Annotated in this window: 16 protein-coding genes and 1 other RNA gene; 9 read left to right on the top strand and 8 right to left on the bottom strand. The window is 68.8% G+C overall.

All coding sequences use genetic code 11. From position 1 onward, the window contains the following. Positions 1-39: 39 nt before the first annotated feature. The 3 genes from DI624_RS15215 (at position 40) to argF (ending at position 2,651) form a co-directional block, all read left to right on the top strand. The gene (locus tag DI624_RS15215) at positions 40-1,215 is read left to right on the top strand and encodes an aspartate aminotransferase family protein (RefSeq protein WP_291540168.1); all 1,176 of its coding nucleotides are present in this window, start codon (positions 40-42) and stop codon (positions 1,213-1,215) included. Then, positions 1,172-1,651 (top strand): GxxExxY protein, encoded by a 480-nt coding sequence (locus tag DI624_RS15210; protein ID WP_291540166.1) that lies wholly within the window; start codon positions 1,172-1,174, stop codon positions 1,649-1,651. The genes DI624_RS15215 and DI624_RS15210 overlap by 44 nt, the downstream gene beginning before the upstream one ends. An 85-nt stretch (positions 1,652-1,736) precedes the next feature. Continuing rightward, a complete protein-coding gene (gene argF / locus DI624_RS15205; protein WP_291540165.1) occupies positions 1,737-2,651 on the top strand; it encodes an ornithine carbamoyltransferase in 915 nt (304 codons plus the stop codon). Positions 2,652-2,709: 58 nt separating this feature from the next. Here argF and DI624_RS15200 read toward each other — a convergent pair whose 3' ends face one another. Continuing rightward, entirely contained in the window at positions 2,710-3,207 is a 498-nt protein-coding gene (locus DI624_RS15200; RefSeq protein WP_291540163.1) for a pyridoxamine 5'-phosphate oxidase family protein, read from the bottom strand. Between the two features lie 87 nt (positions 3,208-3,294). Further along, entirely contained in the window at positions 3,295-4,215 is a 921-nt protein-coding gene (nudC, locus tag DI624_RS15195; RefSeq protein WP_291540161.1) for an NAD(+) diphosphatase, read from the bottom strand. A gap of 48 nt (positions 4,216-4,263) precedes the next feature. Between nudC and ffs the strand changes: the two genes are divergently transcribed. Further along, positions 4,264-4,357, top strand: an RNA gene (ffs, locus tag DI624_RS15190) — signal recognition particle sRNA small type. Positions 4,358-4,528: 171 nt separating this feature from the next. On the opposite strand, the gene DI624_RS15185 is transcribed toward ffs, so the two are convergent. Next, positions 4,529-5,641: an aromatic ring-hydroxylating dioxygenase subunit alpha gene (locus DI624_RS15185; RefSeq protein WP_291540159.1), complete on the bottom strand. Its 1,113-nt coding sequence runs from the start codon at positions 5,639-5,641 to the stop codon at positions 4,529-4,531. Between the two features lie 154 nt (positions 5,642-5,795). On the opposite strand from DI624_RS15185, the gene DI624_RS15180 reads away from it, so the two are divergent. From DI624_RS15180 to DI624_RS15170, 3 genes are all read left to right on the top strand, one after another. Continuing rightward, positions 5,796-6,743: an alpha/beta hydrolase gene (locus DI624_RS15180; RefSeq protein WP_291540158.1), complete on the top strand. Its 948-nt coding sequence runs from the start codon at positions 5,796-5,798 to the stop codon at positions 6,741-6,743. Between the two features lie 5 nt (positions 6,744-6,748). After that, positions 6,749-7,372 (top strand): trans-aconitate 2-methyltransferase, encoded by a 624-nt coding sequence (locus tag DI624_RS15175; protein WP_291540155.1) that lies wholly within the window; start codon positions 6,749-6,751, stop codon positions 7,370-7,372. A 106-nt stretch (positions 7,373-7,478) separates the two neighbouring features. Beyond that, entirely contained in the window at positions 7,479-9,569 is a 2,091-nt protein-coding gene (locus DI624_RS15170) for a transglycosylase domain-containing protein (RefSeq protein ID WP_291540154.1), read from the top strand. A 157-nt stretch (positions 9,570-9,726) separates the two neighbouring features. On the opposite strand, the gene DI624_RS15165 is transcribed toward DI624_RS15170, so the two are convergent. The 3 genes from DI624_RS15165 to DI624_RS15155 all read right to left on the bottom strand — a co-directional run bounded on the left by DI624_RS15165 (position 9,727) and on the right by DI624_RS15155 (position 12,341). Then, complete coding sequence (locus DI624_RS15165) at positions 9,727-10,455, bottom strand: M48 family metallopeptidase (protein ID WP_291540152.1); 729 nt, start codon at positions 10,453-10,455, stop codon at positions 9,727-9,729. After that, the gene (locus tag DI624_RS15160) at positions 10,421-11,635 is read right to left on the bottom strand and encodes a polyhydroxyalkanoate depolymerase (protein WP_291540151.1); all 1,215 of its coding nucleotides are present in this window, start codon (positions 11,633-11,635) and stop codon (positions 10,421-10,423) included. The genes DI624_RS15165 and DI624_RS15160 overlap by 35 nt, the downstream gene beginning before the upstream one ends. An 82-nt stretch (positions 11,636-11,717) precedes the next feature. Next, positions 11,718-12,341, bottom strand: coding sequence for an SCO family protein (locus tag DI624_RS15155; RefSeq protein ID WP_291540149.1), 624 nt, complete (start codon positions 12,339-12,341; stop codon positions 11,718-11,720). 45 nt (positions 12,342-12,386) lie between these two features. Here DI624_RS15155 and DI624_RS15150 point away from each other — a divergent pair, with 45 nt between their 5' ends. Together DI624_RS15150 and DI624_RS15145 are read left to right on the top strand one after the other, a co-directional pair. Next, a complete protein-coding gene (locus DI624_RS15150) occupies positions 12,387-13,895 on the top strand; it encodes an ActS/PrrB/RegB family redox-sensitive histidine kinase (protein ID WP_291540147.1) in 1,509 nt (502 codons plus the stop codon). Positions 13,896-13,987: 92 nt separating this feature from the next. Next, on the top strand, positions 13,988-14,542 hold the full coding sequence (locus DI624_RS15145) for an ActR/PrrA/RegA family redox response regulator transcription factor (protein ID WP_291540145.1): 555 nt from the start codon (positions 13,988-13,990) through the stop codon (positions 14,540-14,542). Between the two features lie 6 nt (positions 14,543-14,548). On the opposite strand, the gene DI624_RS15140 is transcribed toward DI624_RS15145, so the two are convergent. Next, on the bottom strand, positions 14,549-16,378 hold the full coding sequence (locus tag DI624_RS15140) for a DNA polymerase III subunit gamma/tau (RefSeq protein ID WP_291540143.1): 1,830 nt from the start codon (positions 16,376-16,378) through the stop codon (positions 14,549-14,551). A 72-nt stretch (positions 16,379-16,450) separates the two neighbouring features. After that, a partial coding sequence (locus tag DI624_RS15135) for an adenosine kinase (RefSeq protein WP_291540141.1) occupies positions 16,451-17,065 on the bottom strand: 615 nt, incomplete at its 5' end.

Below are 17,065 nucleotides of genomic sequence, written 5' to 3'. Positions count from 1 at the left end.
GCTTTTGGAGGTCTTGGTCCCGTGTCCACTGAACATCTGATGGGTGTCTACAATCGCGCGCCGCTGGAAGTGGAACGCGGCCGAGGCGCGCGTCTGTGGTCGACCGACGGGACCGAATATCTGGACTGCGTCGCCGGCATATCGACCAACGGCCTGGGCCACGCCCACCCCGAACTGGTCCAGGCGGTCAAGGATCAGGCCGAGAAGCTGTGGCACGTGTCCAACATCTTCCGCATTCCGGGCCAGGAAGCCCTGGCCGACGCCCTGTGCGAGGCCAGCTTCGCCGACGTGGTCTTCTTCACCAACTCGGGCACGGAAGCGGTCGAGTGCGCGCTGAAGACGGCGCGCAAATATCATTCGGCCAATGGCGCGCCCGATCGGATCGACATCTACGGCTTCGACGGCTCGTTCCACGGCCGGACCTATGGGGCGATCAACGCGGCCGCCAACCCCAGCTACACCGAGGGCTTCGGCCCGCCGATGCAGGGCTTCCACCAGCTGAAATGGGGCGACAAGGACGCGCTGAAGGCCGCCTTCGAAAACCCGACCACGGCCGCCGTCATCCTGGAGCCGGTCCAGGGCGAGGGCGGTTGCCGCGAGACGCCGGTCGAGGATCTGCGCTGGATGCGCCAGATGGCCGACGACAACGGCGTGCTGCTGATCTTCGACGAGGTCCAGTGCGGCATGGGCCGGACCGGCAAGCTGTGGGCCCACGAATGGGCCGGCATGGCGCCGGACATCATGGCGGTGGCCAAGGCCCTGGGCGGCGGCTTTCCCATCGGCGCCTGCCTGGCCTCGGCCAAGGCGGCCTCGGGCATGACGGTCGGCGTCCACGGATCGACCTTCGGCGGCAATCCGCTGGCCATGGCGGTGGGTCAGAAGGCGCTCGCCCTGATCAACAGTCCCGAGACGCTGGACAATGTCGCCGAGATCGCTGGCTATCTGAAGCAGCAGCTGGCCGGTCTTCAGGCGCGTTTTCCCGACGTGATCGTGGACGTGCGCGGCAAGGGGCTGTTGATCGGGGTCAAGCTGGTTCCGAACAATCGCGACTTCATGGCCCTGGCGCGCGACACGCAGCAGCTGCTGATCGCCGGCGGCGGCGACAACTGCGTGCGGATGCTGCCGCCGCTCAACCTGACCCTGGAAGAGGCTCGCGAGGCCATCGCGCGGTTTGAAGGCGCCTGCGAAGTGGCGCGAGAAAAGCTGGCGGGCTGATTCAGGTTCATCACAACGGGCACGGCGGATGCACGGCGGACACGACGAGAGGGCGCCTGTTTCACCGGAAGTGAACCAGATCGGCCGCGCCGTCATGGATGCGGCCTTCGCCGTGCACCGGGAACTCGGACCGGGTCTGCTGGAGTCGGTTTACGAGCATTGCCTAGCCGGCGACCTGGCACGAGCCGGTCTTGTCGTGGAGCGCCAGGTCGCCGTCCCCGTCCATTATCGCGAGGACCGATTGGACGTGGGCTTTCGCCTCGATCTGCTCGTCGGGCGTCAGGTGATCGTCGAGGTGAAGGCGATCGACGCCTTGGCGTCGATCCACACCGCGCAAATCCTCACCTATCTGCGGTTCTCGCAGGTTCGATTGGGTTATCTGATCAACTTCAACACGCCCAGACTGAAGGACGGCTTCCGCCGTCTGGTGTTATGACCCGCAGGCCAGCCTTCCGTCGTGTTCGTCGTGACCTCGTTGTGCTCTTTGTGATGAACCTCTTTTCGCCCCGACCGGATCACTCATGACCCGCCATTTCCTCGACATTCACCGGCTCGAAGCCGCCGAGTTGCGCGCCATTCTGGACGACGCCCATGCGCGCAAGGCGGCCCGCAAGGGTTGGCCCCAGGGGCGCGCCGACGCGGACGCGCCGGGGCGGGACCGCGTCCTGGCCATGATCTTCGAGAAGAACTCGACCCGCACCCGCTTCAGCTTCGACGCGGCCATTCGCCAACTGGGCGGGGCGTCCATCATCGCCACGGCGTCGGACATGCAGCTGGGCCGGGGCGAGCCGGTCGAGGACACCGCCCGGGTCCTGTCGCGCATGGTGGATGCGGTGATGATACGCGCCAACGACCACGAGGACGTCGAACGCTTCGCCCGCGTCTCGACCGTGCCGGTCATCAACGGCCTGACCGACCGTTCTCACCCCTGCCAGATCCTGGCCGACCTTCAGACGATCGAGGAACACCTCGGCCCGGTCGCGGGCAAGACCATCGCCTGGGTCGGGGACGGCAACAACGTCTGCCACAGCTTCATGCACGCGGCGCCCAAGTTCGGCTTCCATCTGAATGTCGCCTGTCCGGCGGAATACCACCCCGACCTGCGCGATCTCGCCAAGGGCGGAAACGCCGTGACCCTGACCTCGGACCCGCGCGAGGCGGTCAAGGGCGCCGACGTCGTCGTGACCGACACCTGGGTCTCGATGGGCGACAAGGACTACGAGGCGCGGCTGGCGGCGTTCGAAGCCTATTCGGTCGACGAGGCCCTGATGGACCTGGCCGAACCCGGCGCCGTCTTCCTGCACTGCCTGCCGGCCCACCGCGGCGAGGAAGTCTCCGACGCCGTGATCGACGGGTCGAAGTCGCTGGTCTGGGACGAGGCCGAAAACCGCATCCATGCCCAGAAGGCCGTCCTGGCCTGGTGTTTCGCGGGATAGGACGCAGAAAGGCGAGCGCGACGGCGCTCGCCTTTCGAACCATGATGTCGAGTCGGGCCTAGAGCTTCACATCCGACACGCCGCCGGCGTCGGGCATGGTCTTGGTCAGATTGGCCTTCAGGACTTCGTAGCCGAAGCCCAGGGCGCCCTTGTCGGACACCCACACGCGGCCGTCTTCGGCGTCGAAGCGGATCATCGTCAGATGGGGGTCGTCCTTGCCCTCCGGGTACCAGGCGGCGACGACGGGATTCCAGTATTTGTCGATCCGGCTGCGGTCCTGGTCGATGGTCAGGCCGCCGTGGATGCAGGCCTGAACCTTCTGGTCCTTGGCCTGGTAGCAGAACATGCCCTTCTGGCCGCCAGAGGCGACGTCGCGCGCGAAATCGGTGTCGTCGCGGGTGAAGAACCAGATGGTCCCGGTCTCGTCCTCGCCGAAGCCGGTCATCGGCTGGTGGTGATAGCCGGGACGGTCGACGCCCAGCATGCCCGTGTTGGACTCCTTCAGGCTCTTCCAGAATTCCTTCTCGGCCTCGGCCGGGGTCAGTTGGTCGCTCATGCGGCGTCTCCGTTGGTGGGTCGCAGCATCAACCGCCCGCTCATTGGTCGGGTTCCCAAGGCCAAGCTCAGACAAGCGGAAAGCGCCCTAGCCCTGTTCGACCCAGGCCTGGATCAGGCTGTGGGCGATGGCGAAGGGGGGCGGGGCGGTGATGGTCGGGTGTTCGCCCGCCAGGACGGCGCGCGCCTGATCCCGCGTCAGCCAGGCGACGCTTTCCAGTTCGGTCTGGTCCGGTCGGGCTTGATCGTCGGACACCTCGGCCAACAGGCCGATCATCAGCTGCGACGGGAAGGGCCACGGCTGGCTGGAGTGATAGGTCGTGTCGACGACCGTCAGTCCCGCTTCCTCCTTGACCTCGCGGGCGCAGGCCTCCTCGATGGATTCGCCCGGCTCCAGGAAGCCGGCCAGGGCCGACATCCGACCCGGCGCCCAGGCCGCCTGACGGCCCAGCAGGCAGAGCGGTTCGGCCCCGCCCTTGTAGATCGGCAGCATGATGGTGACGGGATCGACGCGCGGGAAATGTTCCGTCCCGCAGGCCAGGCAACGCCGTTTCCAACCACCAGAGGCCGTTTCGCACAGGGCGCCGCAGTTGGCGCAGAATCCGTGTCGGCGCCGCCAGTCGAACAGGCTCTTGGCCCCGCCCGCCATGGCCGCATCCGCCGCCGGCAGGATGGCCGCCGCGCCGCGCATGTCGTGAAAGACGCCCAGGCCCCGCACCGGCCCCTCGGTCGGGTCGATGGAGCCTTCGAACTCTATGGCGAAGACCGGCTCTTCCTTCCACAGACCCAGAAAGGCCTCGCGGTCGCGCACCAGATTTCGCGCGTGGGTCATGGACAGCCAGACCAGGCGCGGTCCCTGATCGGTCTCCTCGATCAGCGGACGCCCCTCCCACAGCGCCAGGGCCTGGGCGTAGGGCTTGTCCGCCTGTTCGGCCAGCCAGTCCGGGTCGTTCCTGAGATCGCCGGCCCGGTCCAGCGGATTGCCGGCGAAGATGTTCTGATGAGCCATGCGGCCTTGTAGCTCTTGATTCCGCCGCCTGCACCCGTCATATCCCCCAACGGAGATCGCGGGCGAAGGCTTCGCCAATCTGGTCAGGGCCGGAAGGCAGCAGCCACAACGAATTCCCCTTCGGGTCGCGGTCTCCACCCTTCATCATATTTAGTGCGCTAACGCTCGCCGCGCGGCGGCTCGCTGCTTGAGCGCGTTTTTTGCGCTAACGCTCGCGACACGACACGACACGACACGACGCGGCGCTTGCCGCTTGAGCGGGGTCTTGGGCGCTACGAAAGCTGGATGTCGAACCCGGCCGTGGGGGCGCCAATCAGCTTTTCCACCGCAGCGTCGTGGGCTGGATGGGGTTGACGAAGGGCCGGTCCTCGGCGCGGCTTCTGGTCCATTCGCGCTTCAGCTGCTGATACCATTTGGCCTGTTTGTCGGCGTCGTCGATCCAGATCAGGGCGGGGTCATAGCGCAGCCCCTCGTTCTGCAGGTTCACCATGCCGCCGTCCTGTTTCAGGAAGGCGACCACCCCCATCCGCAGGAAGGGTTTGGCGATGTCGAACACCCAGTGGTCGGACCAGAACATCTGGGTGATGCGGGTCCTGGTTTCGGTGATCGGGGTCAGGCAGGTCAGGGCCAGCACCTGTTTCTGGCCGACCTGGATATGCTCCCAGCGAAAGCCGGGCAGGCGGAAGGTGATCTCGGTCGCCGGGGCGCCGCCCAGAATCTTGTAGAGGCGGCTGTTCGACGACGGGGCGTGGCGCACCATGGCCCAGCCGAACTCGACCGGCGCGAAGGCCTTGGCCTTTTCGTGCATCGAGTGTTCGGATCGCCACCACCATTGCTGATGGACATAGGGGCCGTGGGCGGGGTCCATCAGGCCGACGACGGCGTGGTCGATATGGCTGTCGAAATCCATCGCCTCGACCAGTTTCGGCTGGCCGCCCACGACGCCTGGGAAGACCGGCGGTTCGTGATCCGGCGCCATCGGATCGCGGGCGTCCGACGCCATCCAGACGAAGACGATCCCCTGGCTCTCGCGCACCGGATAGGACCGGACGCGGATGCGGTCCGCCTCGAAGGCCTGATCCTCGACCAGGGAGGGAATCCTGGCGCAGACGCCGTCGGGCCGAAAGCGCCAGCCGTGATAGGGGCATTCGATGGTCTCGCCCTCGCCGGGCTTTTCGACCAGCCGACCGGCCGACAGGGGCGCGGCGCGGTGCGGACAGATGTCGCGCATCGCATAGACCTGGCCCGCGCGGGTGCGCCCGACCAGCACCGGCTCGCCCATGATCTCGTAGCGTTTCAAGCTGGCGGGCGCGACGTCCCGGCCCAGGGCGACGAAATACCAGGCGTCGGCGACGAATCCCTTGCCGAAGGCGGTCGGCGGGGCCTTGGCGGCGCGGGCGGAAGGCTGGACAGGTTCGGCGGTCATGACCGGCTGTTTACCAGCGCTGCGGGCCGAGCCATAGACCCCTGCCGGGGCAAGGCTCGGACGGTTTGTCCAAGCGGCGCCTTTCCCCGACCGGCCGGACGCGGTTAAATCGGATCGAAGAGCGCCGCACACGGCGTCGAAGGGATGTTTCGCCATGTTCAGAATGCTCGCCGCCGCCGCCGCCGTCGCCGTCGCCGTCCTGGCCGCCCCCGCCATGGCCCAGGCCCAGGCCCAAGACCGGGCCCACCCCCAAGCGATCTTTGAATCCGACCGCATCCAGGTCCGGGTCGATGGAGATATGGACGGGCGCGACATCATCCTGATCCCCGGCCTCAGTTCCTCGCCCGAAATCTGGCAGGGGACGGTCGACCATCTGACGGCGCAGGACGGCGCGGGCTGGCGCGTGCACCGCATCCAGGTCAACGGGTTCGCCGGGGCTCCGGCCGGCGCGAACGCCCAGACGGGACCGGCCCCGACGCCCGTCGCGGCTCCCGCAGCCGAGGAGATCGCCCGCTACATCCGCGAACAGGGCCTGTCCCGCCCCGCCGTCGTCGGCCATTCGATGGGCGGGACCATCGGCCTGATGCTGGCGGCGCGCCATCCCGATCAGGTCGGGCGTCTGATGGTGGTGGACATGATCCCCTTCATGGGGGCGATGTTCTCGGGCCCCGGCGCGACCGCCGAGACCGTAGCCCCGGTCGCGGACCAGATCTGGGCCGCCCAGTCGAACAGTCCGCGCGAAGCCTATGTGGCCCAGGCCACGGCCTCCATCACCGGCATGATCAACACCGAAAGCCGCCGCGAAGAGGCGCTTGAAGACATGAGGCGAAGCGACCAGAAGGTCTCGGCCGCCGCCTTCCGCGAACTGGTCGCCACCGACCTGCGCTCCGAACTGCCGCGGATCACCGCCCCGACCGAGGTGCTGTACGTCAAGTTCAACGACGCCCGCATGACGCCCGAGATCACCGACGCCGTCTATCAGGCGTCCTACGCCGGCCTACCGGGCGCGGCCCTGAAGCGGATCGACGACAGCGCCCATTTCGTCATGTTCGACCAGCCCCAGGCCTTCTACGGCGCGCTGGACGCCTTCCTGGCGAAATAGACGCCGTGACCCATCCGTCTGCGGAACGGATCGTCGACCTTTATCGGGACAAGGCCGACGACTGGGTCCGGGATCGAGGCGCGACCCTGTATTGCGGCGAGGGCGGGGTGGACGAAGCGATCTGGCTGGATCGCTTCGCCGCCGACCTGTCCGCAGGGGCGACGATTCTGGACGCCGGCTGCGGTTCGGGCTGGCCTATTGGGGCCGCTCTGCTGGAGCGGGGGCTTCAGGTGACGGGGGTGGATGCGTCGCCGGGCCTGATCGCCCATGCTCAGGCGACTGTGCCGATGGGTGTGTGGTCGGTTGGAGATATGCGGGAGTCCCTGCCTCCAGGTCCGTTCGACGGCGTTCTGGCTTGGCACAGCCTGTTTCATCTCAGCCCCGACGATCAGAGGAAGGTGCTGCCGAAACTGGCGGCGTGCGTCGAAGAAGGCGGGCGGCTGATGTTCACCTCCGGCCAGGCCCACGGTGAGACCATCGGCGACTGGCGGGGCGAGCCGCTCTATCACGCCAGTCTGGGGCCAGAGGCCTATCGCGCCCTGCTGATCGACGCCCGCTTGCGCGTGGAATACGACGGAGCGGAAACCGGCGTCTGGCTGGCCGAGCGCGCCTTTCTTTCGGCGAAATAGCCGCTCACGATCCCGTGAAGTCGGCGGGACCATTTCGGCGGGCGTTCATACGCGATACACAGCCGATGAACGAGAACTCGCCCAGCGCGGCATCTGAAGGACGGACATGGCGGGACCGGTGAATGCGGGCGGACCACAGGCGCAGGGCAAGCCCCGCCGGTCGGCCCTGGGACGGTTGTTCTACTGGAGCGCGGTCCTGGCGGTGTGGGGGCTGATCTTCCTGGTGGTCTTCTTCGCCGTCTTCGCGCGCGGCCTGCCCGACACCTCCAGCCTGTATCAGGCCGATCGCCAGCCCTCGATCACCTATCTGGATCGCAACGGCGCCCTGATCGCGACGCGGGGCACGCAGATGGCGCCGCCCGCCGATCTGGACGCCCTGCCAGACTATGTGCCGGCCGCCTTCATCGCCATCGAGGACCGGCGCTTCTATCACCACCCCGGCTTCGACCCCATCGGCATGATGCGGGCCATGGCCACCAATGTCCGCGCCGGTCGGGTGGTGCAGGGCGGATCGACCCTGACGCAGCAGCTGGCCAAGAACCTGTTCCTGACGCCCGACCAGAACATGCGCCGCAAGGTGCAGGAGCTGATGCTGGCCGTCTGGCTGGAGATGAAATTCTCCAAGAAGGAAATCCTGGCCCTGTATCTGAACCGGGTCTATTTCGGCGCCGGCGCCTATGGGATCGAGGCGGCGTCGCAACGCTATTTCGACAAGTCGGCCAAGGATCTGACGGTCGGAGAGGCCGCCCTGCTGGCGGGCCTTCTGAAGGCGCCGTCGCGCTATTCGCCGGTGTCCGAAAGCGAGCGCGCCGCCGCCCGCGCCACCGTCGTCCTGAACGAGATGGAGGAGGCCGGGGTCATCACCGCCGCCCAGCGCGAACAGGCCGTGACCCAGCCGGTCATCGTCTCGCGCACCCTGGCGACGCAGCACGCCCAGTATTTCATCGACTGGCTGGACAAGTCGATCCGCGGCCTGGTCGGCGAACCGTCCGAGGACATGGTGGTCGAGACCACCCTGGACCTGACGCTGCAGACGGCGGCCGAACGGTCGGTGCGCCGCATCCTGGACCGCGACGGCGGACGCGGCGTGCAGCAGGCGGCCCTGGTCGCCCTGGACGGCGACGGGCGGGTGCGCGCCATGATCGGCGGTTCGTCATACGCCGACAGCCAGTTCAACCGCGCGGTCGATGCGCGCCGTCAGGCCGGGTCGGCCTGGAAGCCCTTTGTCTATCTGGCGGCGATGGAGGCCGGCTATACGCCCCAGACCCCGGTGGTCGATCAGCCGATCACCATCGGCGCCTGGTCGCCCAAGAACTATTCCGGCACGTTCAGCGGGCCGATGACCATCGCCCAGGCCGTGGCCCAGTCGACCAATACGGTGGCGGCCCAGGTCGCCGACCAGGTCGGGCGCGACAGCGTTGCCCGCGCCGCCCGACGCCTGGGCATCGAAAGCCGCATCGGCCTGGAGCCGGCCATGGCCCTGGGCGCCGTGGAGGTGTCGCCGCTGGAGATGGCGACCGCCTATGACGCCTTCGCCAACGGCGGGCGCCGCGTCGAAGCCTATGGCATAAGCCGCATCCGCACCCCCCAGGGCCGCGTCATCTATCAGCGCGACAGCGGCCAGAGCGGCCAGGCCATCAACAATCCGCCGCTCTATTACATGAACCAGATGCTGCGCGGCGTGGTGACGGGCGGATCGGGCCGGTCGGCGGCCATCCCGGGCCGCGATCTGGCGGGCAAGACCGGCACGACCTCGGACTACAAGGACGCCTGGTTCGTCGGCTACACCGGCGGCTTCGTCGCCGCCGTCTGGGTGGGCAAGGACGACAACACCGCCATGCGCGGCGTGACCGGCGGGTCGTCGCCCGCCGCCATCTGGAAGGGCTTCATGGAGGCGGCCCTGCCGCGCCTGGACGCCCCGGCCATCCCCAACGGCCCGCCCATGCCCGAAGGCTGGGTCGCGCCCGATCCGGTCGGCGACCTGATGAGCGGCCTGGACCAGGGCGGCGCCCTGGTCGAACCGGTCGATCCCGATCAGGGCGAACCCTATGTGGAGCAGCCGGGCGTCGCCGTTCAGCCGATCCCGCAAAGACAGCCGACGCCCCAGCAGCCGGTCCGGCCCCTCGGGGCGCCGCCCGCCCAGCAGCCCGAAGGCCGCCCCGCCCCCGAACGCAAGCCGGACGCCCTTTTCTTCTGAGCGCCCTTCTCCTTCCCGCCGCGCAAGCGGTGGGGACGGGACCGCGAAGCGGTGGAGGGGCGACACCACGGATGTTTGCGATGCGGCCAAGGCCCTCCTTCGCGGCGCGAAGCCGCGCCGCACCTCGCCCCATGAAATGGGGAGGAGAGGGGCGTCTTTATCGCCCCACCGCGTGCAGGGCGCCGCCGTAATCCTTCAGCCATTTGCGCCAGGGGCGATGGTCTCCGACCAGTCGCTCCACCACCGACCAATAGGCCGGGCTGTGGTCGGCGTGGACCAGATGGGCGACCTCGTGGGCGGCCAGATAGTCGATGACCGGGGGCGGGGCCATGACGACGCGCCAGGAATAGCGGATGGTGCGGTTGTGCGGGCTGCACGAGCCCCAGCGCGAGCGGGTGTCGGCGATGGAGACCTGGACCGGCCTCTGGCCCAGCGTCCGCAGATGATGGTCGGTGCGCTCGACCAGGGTCTGGCGCGCCTCGCGTTTCAACAGGTTCTCGACCCGGCGGGCATAGGCCTCGCCCTCGCCGCCCGAGCGGATGACCGTTCCGTCCTCGACCAGGCGCGCGGCCCCGGCGCCGGGGACGGCCTCCAGCCGCACGGGGCGACCGCGCAGAGAGATGACCTGGCCCGGTTCCAGCGGCCGGCTCCTGGGGTGCACCGCCAGCCGTTCGCCGATCCAGACGGCCTTGGTGCGGGCGAAGGCGACGGCCTGGATCAGGCCGCGTTCGGTGGGGGCGATCACCACCGCCTCGCCCGCGCGCGTGTCGATCCGCACCGACAGGCGCCGGGCGCGCGGATTGACGGACAGTCTCAGGGTCGGGCCGGAACCTGAGTCCCCGCCCGCCGCGTCAAGCGGCAGTCGCTGACCGTTGCGATATGCCACTCAGGGCCTCGTTCTGGGCGATGAAATCGCGGACGCGGGGATAGATCTCGTCGCGGAAGCGACGGCCGTTGAACACGCCGTAGTGGCCCACGCCCGGCTGGACGTAGAGGACGCGGCGATCGTCGGGGATGTTGGGGCACAGGCCGTGCGCGGCCTGGGTCTGGCCGACGCCGGAGATGTCGTCCTTCTCGCCCTCGACCGTCATCAGCAGATGCTGCTGGAAGACGATGTCGATGGTCTGGAGATAGAATTCCTCGGTCAGGTCCAGCACCGACAGATATTCGTCGTAGAATTCCTCGTGCTTCTCCACCCCGTCGCCGTCGCCGGCGATCAGGCTGTTGAAATAGTCCCAGTGGGCGTCGCGGTGGCGCGCCTCGTTCATCGACATGAAGCTGTAGAGCTGGACGAAGCCCGGATAGACCCGCCGCCCGAACCCCGCATAGGGCAGGGGCACGGTGTGGATCATGTTGGACCTGAACCAGGTGAAGGGCTTTTCCTCCGCCAGTTGGTTGGTCACGGTCGGGGACAGGCGGGCGTCGATGGGCGAGCCCATGAAGGTCATGGACAGGGGCCGGTTCTCGTCCCCGTCCTCGGCCATCACGGCGGCGGCGGCCAGGACGGGCGGGCCGGGCTGGCAGACGCCGACCACATGGGGGCGGCCGCCCATCTCGGCCAGCATCAGCCGGATGTGGTCGATGTAGTCGAAGAAGTCGAACCGCCCCTCCAACACCGGGACCTGCCGGGCGTTGGTCCAGTCGGTGACATAGACGTCGTGGTCCTGAAGGAAGGCCTCGACCGTGCCGCGCAGCAGGGTGGCGTAGTGGCCCGACAGCGGCGCCACGATCAGGACCGCAGGTCCGGCGGCGGGCTTTCCGGCGCGTTTCAGGTCGCCGATGTTGCGCGCGAACCGGATCAGGCGGCACCAGGGGCTTTGCCAGATGACCTGCTCGGCGGTGCGGACGGCCTTGCCGCCGATCTCCAGCGTCTCCAGCCCCCAGGCCGGCTTGCCGTAGCGCCGCGTCACGCTTTCGAACAGTTCGGCCGAGGCGTAGGCGGTGCGGCCGATGGCGGTGTCGGCCGCCGGATTAAGCGGCGAGGTCCAGAAGCTTCGGGCCATCTGGGCGCCGATGCGGAACGGCAGGGCCGACTGGTAGGCGAGTTCGTGAAAGGCGTAGAGCATGACGATCCGTTACGGCCTGGCGCCGCTCTGACGCAGGGCAACATAGAACGCATCGTCCTGCAAAAGGATTATGGGGTGGGCCTTATCCCCGCGCCATGGCCTGTTCGATGATCCTGGTCGTCTTGTCGGGTCCCATTCCATAGGCGACGGCCGTGCGGAACCGTCCGTCCGGCCCCATCAGATAGACGGTCAGGGAGTGGTTCATCGTATAGGTCTCGCCCTCGCCGACCTTCTGGTAGAAGGCGCGATAGGCCTTGGCCGCCTGGGCCACCTGTTCGGGCGTGCCTGTCAGGCCGATGGTCCCCTTGGGAAAGCCGTCCGACGACAGATAGTCCTTCAGCATCTGCGGCGTGTCGCGCTCGGGATCGACGCTGACGAAGACGATCTGGAGATCACGCGCCTTGTCGCCCAGTCGCTGCTGCACCGCAGCCAGTTCGGCCAGGGTGGTGGGGCAGTATTCCGGGCAGTAGGTGAAGCCGAAGAAGACCAGGCTCCATTTGCCGTTCAGCATCGTCTGGTCGACCGTCCGGCCGTCCTGGTTCACGAGCTGGAAATCGCCGCCGATCAGGGGTTGTCCGGTCGAGGCGATCTCGGCGCCGTTCGACGGGCCGCCGCGGCCGCCGACCACGACCACGGTGACGATGGCAAGGGCGACCGCCGCGGCGATGCAGGCGCCGGCGAACAGCAGGATGGAACGACGCGGCATGACGACCCTCTCACGAAACGGCTTCGACCGGTCTATAGAAGTCGCGTGACCTCGACAGAAGCCCGCATCGCGCCGCATGGCGCCTCATCGCCCCAGACTTTGGCGCCCTTCGCCCTGGCGTCCGATCCGCTGGAGGGGTGGCGCGACGCGCCGCGCCGGGGGCGGGGCTTTTCGCTCAGGACGCTGATCGTGCTGCGCTGGCTGACCATTCTGGGCCAGAGCGCGGCGATCCTGACGGCGCACCAGGTGCTGCACTTCCCCCTGCCGCTATGGCCCTGCCTGATCGTGATCGCCGTCAGCGCGGCGGTGAACGTGGGGGCCATGGCGCGGGTCAGGAGGCTGGAAGCGAGCCTGCCCGACGGCAAGCAGACCGCGATCCACCTGGGCTTCGACATCTTCCAGCTGGGCGTGCTGCTGGCCCTGACCGGGGGCCTGGAAAACCCGTTCTGCCTGCTTCTGGTGGCGCCGGTGACGATCGCGGCGGCGGCCCTGCCCGCGCGCCAGGCCCTGATGCTGGGGGTGCTGGCCCTGGTGGCCGTGGGCGTCCTGTTCTTCTGGTCCGAGCCGCTGCCGTGGCGGCCCTACGAGGATTTCCACCTGCCCCTGCTCTATCGGCTGGGCATGGCCATGGCCCTGGTGACGGGCGTGGTGTTCACCGCCGGCTACGCCTGGCGGGTGGCGGCGGACGCGGAGAAACTCGAACTGGCCCTGGCCACCACCCAGGACGTGCTCCAGCGCGAACAGCGGCTGGCGGCCTTGGGCGGACTGGCGGCGGCGGCGGCGCACGAACTGGGCACGCCGCTGGCGACCATCCAGGTCGTGGCCAAGGAGCTGCAGCGGGCCTCGGCGCCCGACAGCGACGCGGCCGAGGACGCCGCGCTGATCCTGCAACAGGCCGAACGATGCCGGGGCATACTGACCCAGTTGTCGCAACAGCCCGAGGGCGACGACGCGCTGTACGCCGACGTGTCGCTGAAGGCCCTGCTGGAAGAGGTGGTGGAGCCGCACCGGGGGTTCGACCTGGCCTTCGACGTCCTGGTCAAGACCCCGCCCGGCCAGCCGGCGCCGCGCGTGCGGCGGATGCCCGAGGTGGTCCACGGCCTCTCCACCCTGGTCGAGAACGCCGCGGACTTCGCCGCAACCACCGTGCGGGTCCAGGCCGTGGTCGACGCCGGCTGGATCGAGATCGACATCCTGGATGACGGGCCGGGCTTTTCCAGCGACATCCTGCCCCGGCTAGGCGAGCCCTATGTCACCAGCCGGCCCCAGGGCAAGGCGCGCCAGGCCCTGGCCGCCCAGATCGCCGCCGCCGCCCGTCCGTCCAGGCGCCGCGTCCCCGCGACGGGCGGTCTGGAGGCCCCCGTCGCCCCCAGCCAGGGCGGCATGGGACTGGGCTTCTTCATCGCCCGCACCCTGTTGGAACGCACCGGCGGATCGGTCAGCGTCGGCCAGGGCCTGCCCCAGCCCGGCGCCGCGCCCGAAGCCAAGGCCGTCCCGCGGGGCGCGCGCGTCGCGGTGCGCTGGGCCCGGCCCGCGCTGGAGGTTGCGGCGTGACCGGACGCTGGGTCGAAGCGTCGCAGGCCAAACCCCGGCCTTGACCCGCGCGTCGCCGCTCCCGACTTGAAGAGGCAGGAGAAATCACGACCATGTCCGAACTCGAAACCCGCATCGCCGCCCTGCCCGACAAGTCGCTGTTGCTGCTGGACGACGACCAGGCCCTGCGGACCCGAATGGGCCGGGCGCTGGAGGCGCGGGGTTTTCAGGTGACTACCGCCGAGTCCGTTTCCGAGGCGACGCAGCTGTTGCGCGACGCGGCCCCGGCCTTCGCCGTCCTGGACATGCGGCTGGAGGACGGCAACGGGCTGAAGATCGTCGAGGCGGTGCGCGAAAAGCGTCAGGACGCCCGCATTGTCATGCTGACCGGCTATGGCGCCATCGCCACCGCCGTCGCGGCGGTCAAGGCCGGCGCCGTCGACTATCTGTCCAAGCCCGCCGACGCCGACGACGTCGTCAAGGCGCTGCTGGCCTCAGGCGAGACGCCCGAGCCGCCGGAAAACCCGATGAGCGCTGATCGGGTCCGCTGGGAGCATATCCAGCGCGTCTATGAACTGTGCGACCACAATGTCTCGGAGACCGCGCGGCGCCTGGGCATGCACCGCCGCACCCTGCAACGCATCCTGGCCAAGCGCGCGCCGCGATAAGCGGGTTCAGTCTTCGTCATCCACCGCGTCGGGGATTTCCGGCGTGACGACGGTCGGGGCGATGGTCCTGATCTCGCCCAGCTTGGCGCCGGGGAAGGCCATGAGAACGGCCTGGACGAAGGGATTGGCCTCCACCTCCGCCCGTTCGGCGGCGCGGGCCTTCTTCTGCTGTTCGATCAGGGTCTCGCCGCCGCCCTGGCCGTTGGCGGCGATCAGCCATGTCCGGCCGGTCCATTCGCGCAGGCGCGCGGCCAGTTTGCGCGCCAGTTCGACCGGCGCCCCCTGGACGCTTTCGTAGACGATGGCGCCGGGCTTGAACGAGACCGGCTTGACGAACCGCTCCACATCCATCTGCAATCCGACCTCGCGCTTTTCGCCGATCAGGGCCACGACCTGTTCGAAGGTCTGCGGATCGGGAAGGGCGGGGGCCATGACCGGGCGCGCCGCCAGTTGCGCCGAGGTTCCGCCGCCTCCGCCTGCGCCGCCGCGCGGGCCTGCGCCGCCGCCCAGCGGCTCGCCCGACTGAAGCCGTTTCAGCGCCTCTTCCGGGCCGGGCAGGTCGGCGGCGTAGGCCAGGCGGACGATGGCCATTTCGACCGCATCGGCCGGATTGGGCGCCCGTCGCACCTCGTCCAGCGCCTTCAGCAGCATCTGCCAGGTGCGCGACAGGGTCGCGGCCGGAATGGCCGCGCCCAGCGCCGCCAGCTTCTGCGCCTGGTCGTTCGGCAGCCGCGTCGCGTTCGGCCCCAGCATCTTGGCGACCGAGGCCGCGTGGCAATGCTCCAGCAGGTCGTTGGTCACCTGAACCGGATCGGCGCCGAAGCCGTACAGGATGCGGAAACTCTCCAGCGCCTCGGGCGTGCGGCCGGCCATGATGCTTTCGAACAGGGCGATGGTCTGGGTGCGGTCGGCCAATCCCAGCATGTCGCGCACCGTATCGGTCTTGACCGTTTCGCCCCTCTCGGCCTGGACCAGGGCCTGGTCCAGCAGCGACAGGCCGTCGCGCACCGACCCTTCCGCCGCGCGCGAGATCAGGGCCAGGGCGTCGGCCTCGATCTTCATGCCCTCGCGGTCGGCGATCCGGCCCAGGTGCTCGACCAGGATCTCCGGCTCGACGCGGCGCAGGTCGAACCGTTGGCACCGGCTCAGGATCGTCACCGGGACCTTGCGGATCTCGGTGGTGGCGAAGATGAATTTGGCGTGGGGCGGGGGCTCCTCCAGCGTCTTCAGCAGGGCGTTGAACGCCTGCGTCGACAGCATGTGGACCTCGTCCAGCACATAGACCTTGTAGCGCGCCTCGACCGGGGCATACCGAACGCTTTCCAGGATGTCGCGGATGTCGTTGACGCCGGTGTGGGACGCTGCGTCCATCTCCATCACGTCCATGTGCTGGCCGGCCATGATGGCGGCGTCGTGCCGGCCGTGGGCGGTCAGGGTCAGGGACGGCCGGTCGATGGTCTCCGTCTCGTTGTTCAGGGCGCGGGCCAGCAGGCGGGCGGTGGTCGTCTTGCCGACGCCCCGCACCCCGGTCAGCATGAAGGCGTGGGCGATCCGGCCGGTGGCGAAGGCGTTGGTCAGGGTGCGCACCATCGCCTCCTGCCCGATAAGGTCCTCGAAGGTGCGCGGCCGGTATTTGCGGGCCAGCACCTGGTAGGCGGCGCCGTCCTCAGGCGCCGGCTCGGGGGACGGCTTCGCAGGCGCCGAGGCGACGGCGGGCGCAGGCGGTTCGGGCGCGAGGGGCGGGGCGCCGAACATGTCGTCGGTGTTCTGATCCCGCTCGGCGACCTCGTCCTCTTCCCAGGGCGGGCCGTCCGGATTCGTGTGGCTGTCCGTCATGGCGACAGTCTTACAGCGGGTCAGGGGCGGGGCGAAGCGATTCCCGTCTTCTTGGACGGCTCGCTGGCGGCGTCAGAGATCAAGCGCGTGCTCGGCGGCCAGATCGGCCAGCCTGACCATCGGCCGTGGACCCCAATGGGCGATGACCTCGCTGGCGGCCAGGGAGCCCAGCTTTCCAGCCTGTTCCAGGGTCAGGCCGCGCGCCAGCCCCAGCAGGAAGCCGGCGGCGTACTGGTCGCCGGCGCCAGTTGTGTCGATCACCTTGTCGACCGGGCAGGCGGCGACGGCGACGCGATCGTCGCCCCGGATCACCACCGAGCCGGCCGCGCCGCGCGTGACGGCGGCGATCTCGACGATGGCGGCCAGTCGCGCGGCGGCCGCGTCGAAGTCCTCCGTCTCGAACAGGGCGCCCAGTTCGGCCTCGTTGGCCAGGACGATGTCGGCGGACTGTTCGATGAAGGCGAGCAGTTCGGCGCGCCAGCGGGCGACGACGAAGGTGTCGGACAGGGTGATGGCGACCTTGCGGCCCGCCTTGTGCGCGGCGGCGGCGGCGCGTTCGAAGGCGGCGCGGGCGGGCGCCGGATCGAACAGATAGCCTTCCAGATAGACGATCTCGCTGGCGCCGATCAGGGCCTCGTCGATGTCGTCGGCGTAAAGCTGGTTCGCCGCGCCCAGGAAGGTCGCCAT

This window comes from Brevundimonas sp., assembly GCF_003248455.1.
Lineage (GTDB): Bacteria > Pseudomonadota > Alphaproteobacteria > Caulobacterales > Caulobacteraceae > Brevundimonas.
Note: the sequence above shows the minus strand (reverse complement) of the source record. Positions and strands in the feature narration are given on the sequence as shown.

Coding starts and splice junctions, on each gene's coding strand:
- DI624_RS15215 (WP_291540168.1), top strand. CDS start 40: ATGGGTGTCTACAATCGCGCGCCGCTGGAAGTGGAACGCGGCCGAGGC.
- argF (WP_291540165.1), top strand. CDS start 1,737: ATGACCCGCCATTTCCTCGACATTCACCGGCTCGAAGCCGCCGAGTTG.
- DI624_RS15200 (WP_291540163.1), bottom strand. CDS start 3,207: ATGAGCGACCAACTGACCCCGGCCGAGGCCGAGAAGGAATTCTGGAAG.
- nudC (WP_291540161.1), bottom strand. CDS start 4,215: ATGGCTCATCAGAACATCTTCGCCGGCAATCCGCTGGACCGGGCCGGC.
- DI624_RS15185 (WP_291540159.1), bottom strand. CDS start 5,641: ATGACCGCCGAACCTGTCCAGCCTTCCGCCCGCGCCGCCAAGGCCCCG.
- DI624_RS15180 (WP_291540158.1), top strand. CDS start 5,796: ATGTTCAGAATGCTCGCCGCCGCCGCCGCCGTCGCCGTCGCCGTCCTG.
- DI624_RS15170 (WP_291540154.1), top strand. CDS start 7,479: ATGGCGGGACCGGTGAATGCGGGCGGACCACAGGCGCAGGGCAAGCCC.
- DI624_RS15160 (WP_291540151.1), bottom strand. CDS start 11,635: ATGCTCTACGCCTTTCACGAACTCGCCTACCAGTCGGCCCTGCCGTTC.
- DI624_RS15155 (WP_291540149.1), bottom strand. CDS start 12,341: ATGCCGCGTCGTTCCATCCTGCTGTTCGCCGGCGCCTGCATCGCCGCG.
- DI624_RS15145 (WP_291540145.1), top strand. CDS start 13,988: ATGTCCGAACTCGAAACCCGCATCGCCGCCCTGCCCGACAAGTCGCTG.
- DI624_RS15140 (WP_291540143.1), bottom strand. CDS start 16,378: ATGACGGACAGCCACACGAATCCGGACGGCCCGCCCTGGGAAGAGGAC.